This is a genomic window from Mucilaginibacter flavidus, from assembly GCF_024055575.1.
GTDB classification, from domain to species: domain Bacteria; phylum Bacteroidota; class Bacteroidia; order Sphingobacteriales; family Sphingobacteriaceae; genus Mucilaginibacter; species Mucilaginibacter flavidus.
The window spans coordinates 1-14,331 of the sequence record NZ_JAMXOE010000022.1; the positions used below are offsets into that span (position 1 = coordinate 1).

Here is a 14,331-nt window from a genome sequence, read left to right on the forward strand (position 1 = left end):
CACTTTATTATAATCATTGCCCCCCTCGTCCTGTATAGTAAATTTACGCAAAACACTTTGAACTTCAAAGAACTTTTTTTCATATTTTTGTTTGTCCCAACTGATATATAGTTACCTTTTTTTAATATGCTGTATATGCGTAATTGGGTTTTATGCCGAGGGACAAACCGATACTGCTACTGTTGACCCGACGCAGCCTTTCGGCAAGATTGATAAAGCCGAACTAGCCGCCAAGGTATGTGATTTTGAACCCGATGCCAATGCCGAGGTGCTTTTTGACAAAGGCAAAATATCGGTTACGCCGGCATACCATATATTGATGGAACGGCATACGCGGATCAAGATTTTTAATGATAAAGGTAAGGACCAGGCCAATATTCGGATTGTTTTTTTTGGCGGCAACAATGCCGAAAACATAAATAGCCTTGAAGCAGAGACCATTAACCTTGAGAACGGGAATATTGTATTTAAAAAAATTGATAAGGTAAATATTTACCGGCAGCCTATAGATAAGTTCCGCACTGCATTAACGTTTTCGTTCCCCGATGTCAGGCCTGGTTCGGTAGTCGAATTTAAGTACACCCGCACAATCCAGTCGGTTGTGGATTATCCGGATTGGGACTTTCAAACCCGGATACCTACCAGGTACAGTGAGCTGGAGGCATCATGGATAGGAACTTTGTATTATAATGTTGTGCCCCAGGTGCACCACCAATACGCAGTTAACACCGGGCGAATTATGTCAATTGCTTATATCCCCTCACTTGTTACAGAGCCTTACATGACATCGCTAAAAGACAATGCCGACAGGGTAACGTTTACGCTCTATGCAGTTCGCACCCAGGATGTATCGATGAATATTTCAGATACCTGGAAAAAACTCGGGCTTGAGATGGACGAATACGACCATTTTGGCGGTCAGTTTAATAAGGGCCTTAAAGGCGAAAACATTATTCTTGACAAAGCGAAGCAGATTTTGAACCTGGATGAAAAAATAGCATACATTTTTAGTGAAGTAAAAAACAGCATGAAATGGGATGGCAATGATGCCAACTACACCAGCGACGGTATATCAGACGCGTGGAATAAAAAGATCGGGAATTCGACCGAGATTAATTTGATCTTGTATCACCTGCTGTTGAAAGCCGGCGTGAAGGTTTATCCTATGCTGGTAAGCACCCGCGAAAACGGGAAGATAAACTCAACGCTTACAAGTGCATCCCAATTTAACAGGGCCGTTGCCTACATTCCTGCCGATAACGGGATGTATGTGCTTGACGCTACCAATAAATACAACCTTTATAACGAAATTCCGGATGAGGTGCTGAACGGCAAGGGGTTTTACTTTAGCCGCGATGATGACAAGTTTGAACTGGTTAGCCTTAAAAACTTAGCGCCGATACGACAGATGGTATCGGTAAATGCCGAGATAAAAGCCGATGGCAAAATGAACGGTACAGCCCACATAACCAGTTACAGCTATCACCGTATTAACGCCATTAATAAATATAAGACCGATGGCGACAAAAAGTATAGCGACTTTTTAACCAATAATGATAATAACTTAAAAATCGCCTCGCTTAAGCTGGAAAACATGGAAGTGGATACTTTACCACTGGTGCAAAACATTGCCTTTACCGAGGATCTTTCCGGTAGTGATGGCAATTACATCTACTTCAATACCAACTTATTTACCGGCCTGCACAGCAATCCGTTTTTAAGTGAACGCCGCAGCACTGACATCGACTTTGGCTATTACAATAAATTATCGACAAGTGGTATTTACAAAATACCTGCCGGGTATAAAATAGATGTGTTGCCCGAGAGCTTATCCATAGCGATGCCGGATAAAGGCATAACTTTTAAACGGGTGGTTGCGCAGGAAGAAGGCACCATTATGATACGGTACGTGGCTGATTTTAGCAGGTTTGCATATTTTAAAACCAGCTACCCCGAGTTACGGGAATTTTTTAAGAAAATGTACGAAATGTTGAATGAACAAATTGTGTTAAAAAAGGGATAAACATGTATAACAAATATTTTAAATACTTTTTACTGCCGGCAGCGGTGTTGCTTTTGTGTGCCAAAACCTACAGCCAGGATAAGAAAATTGACCCCGGTTTATATAGCGCTGCAGGTATACCCGATTCGTTGAAAGAGGATGCAAATTCGGTACTGCGTTATAGCATGCATGATATCACCGTTAAAGGCCCCGGTAAGGCTGTTGAGAAAATACATACGATAGTGACCATACTAAATGAAAAAGCTAATGATGAGGCGGTAATAACTTTACCTTATAACCGCAAATTCATAGCGGTAAGTTCATTTGAAATGATAATTTATGATGCCACCGGGAAGCAGCTAAAAAAATACCATAAAGGTGACATGTATGAACACGCTGCATATGATGACGCAGCGTTAGTAACAGACGATCGCTTGATGACCGTAGGCCATTCCGTTGCCAGCTACCCAACAACTGTTGAAATGATTTTTGAAATTGACGAAAGCAGTATGATAGACCTTGATACCTGGCATATACAGGGAGAAGAGCAGTCGATACAAAATTCATATTACCACATCGCCATAAGCAACGATGCTGGCTTTCGGTATTTGACTAAAAACACCAATATTAAGCCACAAAAAACATCTGTGGGTAATACAGACAACTATCTGTGGGAAGTTTCAAATTTAAGGGCTATAAAGCCTGAAGAAGGCTCTGCGCAGTGGAGGGTGCTCCCCCGGATAGATTTTGCAGCAGGTAAATTTGAATATTACAGCATACCGGGCGATATAAGCACCTGGCAAAATTATGGCCAATGGCAGTGGAACCTCAACTATGATGTAGCCACACTTAGTCAGCAGCGGGTAAACGAAATTCGCACCATGACTGCCGGCATACAAACCGATAAAGAGAAGGCTAAGTTTTTATACAATTACCTGCAAAAAAACATGCGGTATGTATCGATACAATTAGGCATTGGAGGACTGAAGCCCTTCCCTGCCGATTTTGTTGACCAAAAAAAATACGGCGACTGTAAGGCGCTCTCAAACTATATGGTCGCCATGCTGAGGGCAGTAAATATACCGGCTTATTACGCCAAAGTGAGGGCCGGGGCAAATGAAGAACCATGTAACGCCTCCTTTCCCTTCGATATGTCTAATCATATCATCGTTTGTGTGCCATTTAAAGGCGATACCACCTGGCTGGAATGCACCAGCAGTACGCAGCAATTTGGAAAGCTTGGTAGTTTTACCGAAAACCGAAATGCGCTGTTAGTTACCGAAGATGGAGGTAAACTGGTTAATACCCCTCGTAGTACCGCCGATGATAACCAGTTTAATGGTGAGGTACACATTGCATTGGATGCCGACGGTGGCGCAAAAGCCCAGGTTAAAATTAGCGGCACAGGTGGCTTCAGGGATGAGTTTTTAGCGGTAGAGGCGATAAAGACCGATGACCAAAAGCGTTTCTTTCAGCGGGCATTCAACATGAAACAGCCTTCCGTCTTTGAAATTGAACCATCGACAGACAACAATTGGACTAAACAGGTAAGCCTTATCCTGGAGTACGATAAATTTTGTGATGTAGCTGCCGGCGACAAACAGTTTTACCGGCCTAAAATATTTGATTTATGCGGCATTACCGTACCGGTATTGGAGAAAAGAAAATCGGATTTTTATTTTGAAAAACCAATGCAAATGTCGTGCGTTACAAACATTGATTTGCCCACAGGTTTCGAAGTAGAGACCCTGCCCGCAAACCAAAGCCTTAAGTTTACGTATGGCATTTACGAGGTAAACTACACCTATGACGCTGCAAAAAACCAGGTGATTAGCAAGGCAAATTTTAAGCTGACGAACCATGTGATACCTGCTGCAAAATACACCGAGCTGCAGCAATACCTTGATGCTGTAGCCAAAGCGCAAAATAAAAAACTGGTGATAAAGCGCAAAGCGTAAATTTGATACTGTTGATTACCGGAATTTTTAACAAAATTGATGCTTGATTTGAAGAAAACTAACCGATGAATCAGAAAAAAGCATTGTTGGGTATAACTTGCTCAGTAGTTGGAGTATTAGGCGTATTATTCCTTTGCGACGTTGTAAGTTTTGTGGAAGATCTTTATTTTAAACAAAACAGAAGCCTGGTTGATTTCCTTCCCGGTGGTGGATTTATTTTGGCGTTCTGTTTTCTTTTGTTTATAGGTATTGTTTTGCAAATCACCTTGTTTAGGGTTCTATATCGACTCAAAAACCTGTTTAAGGCGTTAATTGCCATAGGTATTGCTGTCTTAATTGTTTTAATAACATATATTTTCTCACAATCTTTAGATACCGGCATATTTTTCTCGATCGGATTCCTGGTTTATACGATATTGAATTTTTTTACTCATAAAAAATTAAGCACAATTATTAAAGCGGGTAATAAAGCGCAAGGCGTAAATTTGCCTGATGATTTTCAGGCTCGATGAACGTTTGCTGTTTCCTAACCCGGCTTTAGCCGAGGATGATGGCTTGCTGGCTATCGGCGGCGATTTATCAACCGAACGCCTGATGTTGGCCTATCAAAATGGCATTTTCCCGTGGTACAGCGAGGATGAACCGATACTGTGGTTTTCGCCGCACGAACGGTTTGTGCTTTACCCGGATGAATTGAAGGTGTCAAAATCAATGCAGCGGGTGTTAAAATCGGGCAAGTTTAGTATCACCATAAATAATGCTTTTGAAGCGGTTATTGCAGCCTGCTCAAAAGCCCCGCGCCCAGGCCAGGACGGTACGTGGATAACGGCAGACATGCAGGCGGCATATATCGACCTTAATAAAAAAGGCTATGCCCACTCTGTTGAAGTATGGGAGAAGGGCGAACTGGTTGGCGGCTTATATGGGGTACAGGTAAACAACGTTTTTTGCGGCGAAAGCATGTTCAGCAAAGTAAGCAACGCCTCAAAGGCAGCACTGATTTATTTGTGCAAAAGCGGAAAATATAATTTGATAGATTGCCAGGTATACACCCCGCATTTGGAATCGATGGGGGCCAGGATGATAAGCCGTGCGGAGTATGCCACGGTACTGGAAGGTACTTCGGTATAAAATGCAGTTTTATTCCCACCAAAAAATGCCGTAGTTTGCAGTTGCCGTTGGGCTATTGGCAGGCACATATTTTTTCACTGTAAACTGCCAACTCAAAACTGCCAACTTAAAGCATGGAGACCAAAAAAGAACGAATAATACTAGGCATCGACCCCGGCACCGCGGTAATGGGCTACGGCCTGGTAAAAGAGGTAGGCACTAAAATTGAACTGATAAGCCTTGGTGTGGTGAAGATGGAAAAAATTGACGACCACATGCTGAAGCTGCAGCGCATTTTTGAAAAAACCGTCGCTCTTATTGATAACTATAACCCGGATTGCCTGGCCATTGAGGCCCCGTTTTATGGTAAAAACATACAGGTGATGCTAAAGCTTGGCCGGGCACAGGGCATGGCAATTGCCGCCGCCCTGTCGCGCAATTTGGATATTACCGAATATGCGCCCCGCAAGATAAAACAATCCATCACCGGCAATGGCAACGCCACAAAGGAGCAGGTTGCCGCTATGCTGCAAACCCTGCTCAAATTTACCGAAACTCCGGATTTTCTTGATGCTACAGATGGACTGGCTGTAGCAGTTTGTCATTCATTCCAGCGCGTACCCACGGGCAAAGGCGGTGGCAGCAAAAAATCATACTCCGGCTGGGATACTTTTGTGCAGGACAATAAGAAGCGGATTGTGTGAATCTGATATTTAGCTTAAATCTACCGGTTTAAACTGCAATATTTAAGCTTATTTTAGAACAAAACAGTTATGCCGACTGGCTTGATTGAATATGCAGTGCTGTCAAAACAGTGTCAGCATATCGCTTATTTTGTTTTGCTATATTTGATTAAATCTGTTTGATACCTGCATCTCCGGAAGAACAAGTAAAGTTGGTTGGCTATAGATTTTGTATAATATTCTGTAAATCAATTATTTATATACAATTTAAAGGATCGCATAAATAGTGTTTCATAGCAATTCCCCTATAAAACAGCCAGTCCTGTTTAAAATACCGATAGATAGTCCAGTTTAATTATTCGTATTTTTGCAAAAAATTGGGTGCCAAATGGTTAATAAGACGATAGTAGCGGGTGCCGGCGGATTAGTGGGCGGCGAGCTGTTAAATATTTTGCTCTCTTCACCTGGCTATGATGAGGTTTTGATTTTGGTACGAAAGGAATTACTGCTAAAACACCCGAAGTTAACACAATTGGTTGTTGATTTTAACAGGTTGCATTACTATTCGGCTGCAATAACAGGCAATACGCTGTTTTGCTGTCTTGGTTCAACCAGGAAGAAAACGCCGGACCTAACTGAATATCGGAAAATTGACCATGATTATCCGCTTCAATTGGCGCAGATAGGTTTAGCTAATAACATAAGCCAATACCATTTAGTGTCGGCAATTGGCGCGGACCCCGGTTCGTCGAATTTTTATACTAAAATGAAGGGCGAAACGGAGCGGGATATTATTAACGTCGGATTGCCCGGATTGCATATTTACCGGCCATCATTTTTAGCGGGTAAGCGGAACGAGAGCCGGCCAATGGAAGGTTTCTTTTCAATAGTGATGAAGTTAGTTGATCCGCTGTTGTTTGGAGGCTTAAGAAAATACAAAAGTATAGCGGCTGCCACAGTGGCAAAAGCCATGTTCAATCAATCATTAAAGAACGAACCGGGGGTCCATATTTACCCCTCAGATAAAATAAAAGAACTAGCGTGAGTAATTATATATCAGCAGAAAATTTAGGTCACTCCTTTCACGACCACTGGCTTTTCAGAAATGTGTCCATCGGCATTAACCGCGGGCGTCGTGTAGCCCTTGTGGGCATTAATGGCGCGGGGAAAACCACGCTTTTAAAATTGTTGTCCGGCAGCTTAAAACCAACCGAGGGCAAAGTTGCCCAAATGCGCGATTTAAATCTGGGCTATCTGGAACAGGATCCATGGTTTAAAGATGCAGTGACCATAAGCGACTATATCTTCCATGCCGACGATATTCAGCAGCAAATGATACGCAAGTATGAAGAATTGCTTGAAAACGACCCCGACAATGAAAAGGCCATCGCCAATGTGATGGAAGAGATGAGCAATGTGGATGCCTGGGAATATGAATATAAAATTAAGACCATTTTGGGCCGACTGGATATTCATCACCTAAATCAAAAAATCAATACACTATCTGGTGGTCAGAAGAAACGTTTAGCACTTGCTAAACTATTGATAGAAGATCCGGACATCTACATTTTGGATGAGCCAACCAACCATTTGGATATAGATACCATTGAATGGCTTGAGAAATTACTGACCGACGGCTCAAAAACTATCCTGATGGTTACCCACGACAGGTATTTCCTGGATAATGTGTGTAACGAAATTTTAGAGATAGATAAGGGTAAGATAATCCCTTATGTAGGTAACTACGGTTATTATTTAGAGAAAAAGGCCGAACGCGAAAGCGCCGACGAAGCATCTTTCCAAAAAAACAGTAATTTATTACGTAAAGAACTGGAGTGGATGCGCCGTCAGCCGCAGGCCCGTGGAACCAAATCAAAAGCGCGTATTGATGCATTTTACGATTTGGAGGAGAAAACCAAAAACGGCGGAGCTAAACAAAAAGTTGAATTAAGTGTAAAAACAGCACGCCAGGGAAATAAAATTATGGAAATGAATCATCTCTATAAGGCATTCCGCGGCCAAACTTTCATAAACAACTTCAGCTATATATTCAAAAAAGGTGACCGGATTGGCTTAGCTGGTAAAAACGGAAGCGGTAAATCAACGCTACTAAACTTAATAACCGGTGGCCTGGAACCTGATAAAGGAATAATAGATAAAGGTGAGACTACTGTAATTGGATATTTTCATCAGCAGGGAATAACTTTTAAAGAAGATGAGCGCGTTATCGATATCGTAAAAAACGTAGCTGAGTTTATTACTATGGCCGACGGCAAGTTAATATCGGCCTCTGCCCTACTCACATTGTTCCTTTTTCCCCCGGCTAAACAGTATGGATTTATATCAAAACTAAGCGGCGGCGAGAAAAAACGATTGCAGCTGATGAGTATACTGATGAAAAATCCAAATTTCCTAATTCTGGATGAGCCAACAAACGACCTTGATATTGATACACTGAACGTATTGGAAGAGTTTTTAACCAACTACACCGGTGTTTTAATGATAGTATCGCACGACAGGTACTTACTCGATAAGTTAACCGACCAGCTTTTTATAATGGAAGAAGGCGGCCATGTAAAAATATACAACGGAAATTATTCGTCATACCGGCTGGAGTTAGAAGAAAACAAGCAACAAAATAAGCGCAACCCCGTTATTGAAACACCCAAGGCAGAAGTAAAAAAGAATAAACTTAATTTCAAGGAGCAAAAAGAACTGGATAACCTCGAAAGCGAGATAGCATCAATTGAAAAACAATTAAAAGAACGGAATGATGCGCTTAATGTGGTAGGTATACAGCCGGCGAAATTAAACGAAATACTACAGCAAATACAAACACTAAATAGCCAACTGGATGAAAAAAGCTTCCGTTGGATTGAGTTAACAGAATTAAAAGAGGCTTAACTATGAAAACTTCGGATGTATTGGCCTCTATTGGTGTAATAATATTACTCGTAGCCTTTTTACTAAATTTATATAAAAAGCTACCGTCCCAGAGTAAAACTTATAGTTTAATGAACTTTATAGGGGCTGGAATTTGTTGTTTCTCTTCATATTTAATAAAGTTTTACCCCTTTGTGTTACTTGAAGGAGTTTGGGGATTATTTGCTCTATTATCATTGCTTGGTGTTCCACGTGGAACATCGATCGAAAAAGATCAATAATTAAAGCATGTTCCACGTGGAACATATAATTAAAATGTTTAAAAAGTATAATGTAATAGTTGTAGGCGCCGGTCACGCCGGTTGCGAAGCAGCAGCAGCGGCGGCAAACCTCGGCTCGTCCGTGCTATTAATCACCATGAATATGGGGGTTATAGCGCAAATGAGCTGTAATCCCGCTATGGGCGGGGTTGCAAAAGGGCAAATAGTACGCGAGATTGATGCTATGGGTGGCTATTCCGGAGTTATCACGGATAAGACGTCCGTGCAATTTCGCATGCTCAACCGCTCAAAAGGCCCCGCCATGTGGAGTCCACGTGCACAAAGTGACCGCATGCGCTTCGCGGAAGAATGGCGCCTGGCTTTAGAACGCATACCTAATGTCGACTTCTGGCAGGATACGGTTACTTCTCTATTGGTAAAAAACAACACCATTTCCGGCGTAAAAACATCACTAGGTATTGAGATCGAAGCCGATGCTGTAGTACTAACCAATGGCACATTCTTGAATGGATTAATACATATAGGCGAGAAAAGGTTTGGAGGTGGTCGTACTGCAGAGAAAGCAGCTACCGGTCTAACTGAGCAATTGGTTGAATTAGGTTTCGAATCCGGCAGGATGAAGACCGGTACCCCTCCCCGTGTTGATGGTCGCAGCCTAAACTATAGCTTGATGGAAGAACAATGGGGAGACGAAGAGCGTGGCCGTTTTTCTTTTACCGACGTTGAACAACCAAAAGAACAACGCTGCTGCTGGATAACCTATACCAACACAGCCGTACACGAAACATTAAAAGAGGGTTTCGAAAAGTCGCCTATGTTCACAGGCCGTATAAAGGGTCTCGGCCCAAGGTATTGCCCATCAATCGAAGATAAAATAAACCGCTTTGCTGAACGTGACCGCCATCAAATCTTTGTTGAGCCTGAAGGTTGGAACACCGTCGAAATTTATGTAAACGGATTTTCCACTTCACTACCCGAGGACATACAGTACAAAGCTCTAATACAAATACCCGGTTTTGAAAAAGCAAAGATGTTCAGGCCAGGGTATGCTATAGAGTACGACTACTTTCCCCCTACCCAGCTTGGTTTAACACTTGAGACGAAATTGATCAGTAACCTATATTTCGCCGGGCAAATTAATGGAACAACCGGCTATGAGGAAGCGGCATCCCAGGGCTTTATTGCTGGTATAAATGCTCATCAAAAAATTCATGATAAGCACGAACTCATTATGAAACGCTCCGAATCATACATTGGTGTATTGATTGATGACCTTGTGACCAAAGGAACTGAAGAGCCCTACCGCATGTTCACATCACGGGCTGAGCATCGTTTATTGTTAAGGCAAGACAACGCTGATATTCGGTTGAGCCCGATAGGTCATGAGCTTGGTTTGATAAATGACGAACGGCTTGAAAAAGTAAACAACAAAATAAAAAACTCCGACGAAATTGTTGCCTATACCAGATCAAAATCAATAGCGCCGGCCGACGTTAATTCTTTGCTTGAAAGCCTTGACACCAGTTCCCTTACCCAAAACACAAAACTGTTTAATTTAATAAGTCGCCCACAAATTGGTTTTGAAGATTTGCGTAAGGCGGATACATTACTTAATGAGTTGCTGTCTGTCTACGATAAAGAAACAATTGAACAAGCAGAAATTAAAATTAAATACGAAAGCTATTTTGAGAAGGAACTGGAGATTGTAGCCAAGATGAAGAAAATGGAAGACAAGGAAATAAACCCCGGCTTCGATTACAACCACCTGGTTTCCCTGTCGAAAGAGGCCCGCGAAAAATTGATGAAAATAAAACCACGCACTTTAGGGCAGGCATCCAGAATTTCGGGGGTAACACCGTCGGACATATCGGTTTTAATGGTTCACATCACCAGATAGTATTATAATTAATTGATAATTAGATGTTTATAAAAAATTCTCGTTAGATTAATTATTTTAAATTTTTAATATTACAGCTCGTCAAAATAAAAAAATCGATTATAGCGTTTAAAAACCATGTTAAATAAAAAGCCGCCTTTTTCCGGGTTACTATTTTGTGTTTTTTGTGCCATTTTACTCAATTTTGGGTGTGCAAACCGCCAATTACCCCAGGGTGGACCCCGCGACCACGATCCGCCAAAATTATTGAAGGCAACCCCGGAAAATATGACCCGGCATTTTTCGGCCAAAACCATCAAGCTCGATTTCGACGAATATTTTAAACTAACAAATACTTACTCGGAAGTTACCATGAGCCCTACCCCGGCTAAACTACCGGAGTACAAAATAAAAGACAAGAGCATAATCATCAACCTTAAAGACACGCTGGAAAAAAATACGACCTACGTTATAAATTTTGGTAAGGCAATCGCCGACGTAAATGAGTCGAACGTTTTAAAAAATTTTACGTACGTTTTTTCAACCGGCGAACACATCGATTCACTGAGTGTTTCGGGAACCGTATTTAATACATCAACCGGGCTGAAAGAAAAAGACGCGACGGTGATGCTTTTTACATTAAAACAGGACTCGCTTTTATTTGGCAAAAAGAAACCAAGCATTTACGCGACTACCGACAGCGCCGGTAATTTTTCTTTAAATAACCTGCACCCCGACGATTACCGTATATACGCTTTGAAAGAACAAGCACCGGACAAAATTTATAATAAGGACGATGAACTCATAGCTTTCAGTAAAAAACCCATCCACCTGGAACGTGACAGCGCAAATATTGAATTAAAGCTATTTAAACAAGCGCCAGCCAAATTCAGGGTTGAGCGAAGAAGTGACGCCGACAGCCGTATGGTAATGACATTTAATCGCAGACCGGATAACCCTTCTTTAAAGATTCTATATCCTGCCGATTTTGACAAGTACAAAATTGCAAACTTTACCCCCACTCACGACACCGTTAGTTTATTTATGCGTAACCTGGCGTTCGACTCCCTGAGTGTTGCCATACTCGATAAAAATAAACCCATCGATACCGTTTACTTTCGGAAACGTTTAAAAGAATCATATAGCCGTACTATTTATTTCAGTTATAATATTACCAACGATAATCATCTTAAACCGGGAACCGACCTCATTATAAAATCAAACTATCCTATTGAGAATTTTGATAGCAACCTTTTTAGTTTGAAAGAAGATTCTGCAGAAGCAAGTAATTATACCATACAAAAAGATACCTCAGACCAGAGAAACCTGGTAGTAAAATATCGCTGGAAGCAAAATGACAATTATACACTCACCATCGAAAACAGCGCTATAACTGACATTTATGGCGAAAAAAATAAACGTCCCCCCATTAAAAAATTCACTATAGATAAACAGGAAAATTACAGCTTGCTTACCCTGGCAGTTACCGTTCCGGATACCGGCAAATCTTACATAGTTGAACTATACAACGAACAAAAGCAATTGTTACGAACTGATGTTATACATAAAACAGCGTCATTGATTTATAAAAACTACTTAACAGGAAAGTACAATGTTAAAGTGATTTATGACGCTAACAATAACGGCAAATGGGATAGCGGCACCGTTAAGCTAAAACAACAGCCCGAAAATATTTGGATAGACGAAACTCCCATAACCCTCCGGGCTAATTGGGAACAGGTTACGCCTATAACAGTGCCCAGGGAACCAACTACTCCTTAAACCATCCGGAATACATAATATATCTTCCGGGCAACTCATCAAGCAAGGTTCGTTGCTCGGGAGTTATAGGTTTTATTTTTTTTGCCGGTGTTCCTGCATAAAGGAAACCGGATTCACAGATCGTTTTCTCAAGGACAACCGACCCAGCAGCAATAATTACATATTCTTCAACAATGGCGTGATCCATCACTATTGCGCCCATGCCAATCAGCACGTTATCTTTAAGCGTGCAGCCATGTACCAGGGCGTTGTGACCAATAGATACATTGTTACCAATGTGGGTTGGTGCATACATATAGGTGCAATGGATACAGGCGCCATCCTGTATATTGGTATTATTTCCAATCTTAATATAATGTACATCCCCGCGTATAACAGCATTAAACCAAATGGAGCAGTTATCACCAATCTCGACATCGCCTACAATAGTGGCATTTGGTGCAATAAAACAGTCATTTCCCCATGAGGGGCTTATATTTTTAACCGGCAGGATTACAGGCATCTTTTAATTAGTGAATTAGTGAGTTATTCTAATATTTAAGTAAATTCGATAAAACCCAAACTTACTTATAAACCTCCCAACTATGATAAAGTTATCGTTAACAATTTTCTTTTTGTTTGGATTGGTGTTTTGTTACGGCCAGGCTAATCATCAATTAGACAAAGACACTACCCGTTTTAAAAATGCGCCACTTTACATTTTACAGTTGCCATTAGCTGACCCATTAGAAGCATCGGGAATTATAATAAAACCTGACAATATTGAATCAATAAACGTCTTTAAGGACGGTGCCAACACCAAAGAATATGGTAAAAAAGCGATCAACGGCTTAATCATTATTAAAACAAAAAAAACTCTTAAATTACTATCAATTAACCAATTACTTACATTAAATCATATAAAAAATAACGGTTTGCCTCTATTTATTGACAGCGCAATAGCAAATATGCCAGGCACATATTATTTTGAAAAGGAAATGGTTAAATCAGTAAAGGTAGAAACTGAAAAAGAAACCGGTATGAAGTATATCAATATAGCTACCTTGTTTCCTGTTCATCGCTTAAAAAGCGACGAAATATATATTAAATGACAGGAACGTTTTTATTTATAAAGACGTTAATTTTATTATAAATTTGCCGGTAACAATACGCGGAAATAGCTCAGCTGGTAGAGCATCAGTTTCCCAAACTGAAGGCCGCGGGTTCGAATCCCGTTTTCCGCTCTTTAATATTACTATTACCTTACAGCCTGTTTATCTCAAACGTCAGCTTATTAGTATATTGCTCAAAATAATGAATACATAGCCTGGTATTATTTACAATCCATTCCAAAATTATTTCGGTATCCGTTATCTCTTTACTTTGAGGCTCACCAAATATTTCTACAAGATGGATCTTTATTAATTCTAAACTTTCCTTTGCTTCTTCATTACCGGTTACGGAAAAAACTATTGAGTTAAATATTTTATAAACACTATCCTCGCGATGTTTCCAATAAGTAGTTGCTAATGGAAAAGTAAGCCCTTTTAAAATAGTATGTTCGCCCCAGTTATAAACAGACCTATCAGCAAATAACTTTTCATTTACCTCTAAATCCTTTGATGATTCTTTTACAGGCGTACCCCATTCCAGGAACTTATTATTGTCTTCAAACAATATTCCATAACCAAGCAGTTCATTTAAAGAACTATTATTTATATCGAATTTTACTTTCTTACTTCTTTTAAAGAAATTAAACAAGCTCATTAAAAACAAC

The 14,331-nt window shown here is 40.7% G+C and carries 13 protein-coding genes and 1 tRNA gene; 12 read left to right on the forward strand and 2 right to left on the reverse strand.

What is annotated here, in order from left to right:
* Positions 1-91: 91 nt before the first annotated feature.
* The 10 genes from NAF19_RS23895 to NAF19_RS23940 all read left to right on the forward strand — a co-directional run bounded on the left by NAF19_RS23895 (position 92) and on the right by NAF19_RS23940 (position 12,575).
* Positions 92-2,023 (forward strand): DUF3857 domain-containing protein, encoded by a 1,932-nt coding sequence (locus tag NAF19_RS23895; RefSeq protein WP_252792873.1) that lies wholly within the window; start codon positions 92-94, stop codon positions 2,021-2,023.
* A gap of 2 nt (positions 2,024-2,025) precedes the next feature.
* Complete coding sequence (locus NAF19_RS23900) at positions 2,026-3,960, forward strand: DUF3857 domain-containing transglutaminase family protein (RefSeq protein ID WP_252792874.1); 1,935 nt, start codon at positions 2,026-2,028, stop codon at positions 3,958-3,960.
* Between the two features lie 65 nt (positions 3,961-4,025).
* Positions 4,026-4,472, forward strand: a complete 447-nt coding sequence (locus tag NAF19_RS23905) for a hypothetical protein (protein ID WP_252792875.1) — start codon at positions 4,026-4,028, stop codon at positions 4,470-4,472.
* Positions 4,453-5,091 carry a leucyl/phenylalanyl-tRNA--protein transferase gene (gene aat / locus NAF19_RS23910; protein WP_252792876.1) on the forward strand — a complete coding sequence of 213 codons (639 nt, stop codon included), beginning with the start codon at positions 4,453-4,455 and terminating at the stop codon, positions 5,089-5,091. Before NAF19_RS23905 ends, aat begins: the two co-directional genes overlap by 20 nt.
* Before the next feature lie 113 nt (positions 5,092-5,204).
* A complete protein-coding gene (ruvC, locus tag NAF19_RS23915; protein ID WP_252792877.1) occupies positions 5,205-5,774 on the forward strand; it encodes a crossover junction endodeoxyribonuclease RuvC in 570 nt (189 codons plus the stop codon).
* A gap of 367 nt (positions 5,775-6,141) precedes the next feature.
* Positions 6,142-6,798, forward strand: a complete 657-nt coding sequence (locus NAF19_RS23920; protein WP_252792878.1) for a Rossmann-fold NAD(P)-binding domain-containing protein — start codon at positions 6,142-6,144, stop codon at positions 6,796-6,798.
* Positions 6,795-8,657: an ABC-F family ATP-binding cassette domain-containing protein gene (locus NAF19_RS23925; RefSeq protein WP_252792879.1), complete on the forward strand. Its 1,863-nt coding sequence runs from the start codon at positions 6,795-6,797 to the stop codon at positions 8,655-8,657. The genes NAF19_RS23920 and NAF19_RS23925 overlap by 4 nt, the downstream gene beginning before the upstream one ends.
* A 2-nt stretch (positions 8,658-8,659) precedes the next feature.
* On the forward strand, positions 8,660-8,917 hold the full coding sequence (locus NAF19_RS23930; protein ID WP_252792880.1) for a CBU_0592 family membrane protein: 258 nt from the start codon (positions 8,660-8,662) through the stop codon (positions 8,915-8,917).
* A 34-nt stretch (positions 8,918-8,951) separates the two neighbouring features.
* The gene (gene mnmG, locus NAF19_RS23935) at positions 8,952-10,814 is read left to right on the forward strand and encodes a tRNA uridine-5-carboxymethylaminomethyl(34) synthesis enzyme MnmG (protein WP_252792881.1); all 1,863 of its coding nucleotides are present in this window, start codon (positions 8,952-8,954) and stop codon (positions 10,812-10,814) included.
* A gap of 117 nt (positions 10,815-10,931) precedes the next feature.
* Positions 10,932-12,575 carry an Ig-like domain-containing protein gene (locus tag NAF19_RS23940; RefSeq protein ID WP_256484446.1) on the forward strand — a complete coding sequence of 548 codons (1,644 nt, stop codon included), beginning with the start codon at positions 10,932-10,934 and terminating at the stop codon, positions 12,573-12,575.
* Here the strand turns inward: NAF19_RS23940 and NAF19_RS23945 are convergent.
* The gene (locus tag NAF19_RS23945; protein ID WP_252792883.1) at positions 12,565-13,077 is read right to left on the reverse strand and encodes a gamma carbonic anhydrase family protein; all 513 of its coding nucleotides are present in this window, start codon (positions 13,075-13,077) and stop codon (positions 12,565-12,567) included. The two genes, NAF19_RS23940 and NAF19_RS23945, sit on opposite strands and share 11 nt — an antisense overlap.
* 82 nt (positions 13,078-13,159) lie before the next feature.
* Between NAF19_RS23945 and NAF19_RS23950 the strand changes: the two genes are divergently transcribed.
* Both NAF19_RS23950 and NAF19_RS23955 read left to right on the forward strand, forming a co-directional pair.
* On the forward strand, positions 13,160-13,666 hold the full coding sequence (locus NAF19_RS23950; protein WP_252792884.1) for a hypothetical protein: 507 nt from the start codon (positions 13,160-13,162) through the stop codon (positions 13,664-13,666).
* Between the two features lie 59 nt (positions 13,667-13,725).
* Positions 13,726-13,798: transfer RNA gene (locus NAF19_RS23955), tRNA-Gly, on the forward strand.
* A 19-nt stretch (positions 13,799-13,817) separates the two neighbouring features.
* Here NAF19_RS23955 and NAF19_RS23960 read toward each other — a convergent pair.
* Entirely contained in the window at positions 13,818-14,321 is a 504-nt protein-coding gene (locus NAF19_RS23960) for a hypothetical protein (protein ID WP_252792885.1), read from the reverse strand.
* Positions 14,322-14,331: the final 10 nt, after the last annotated feature.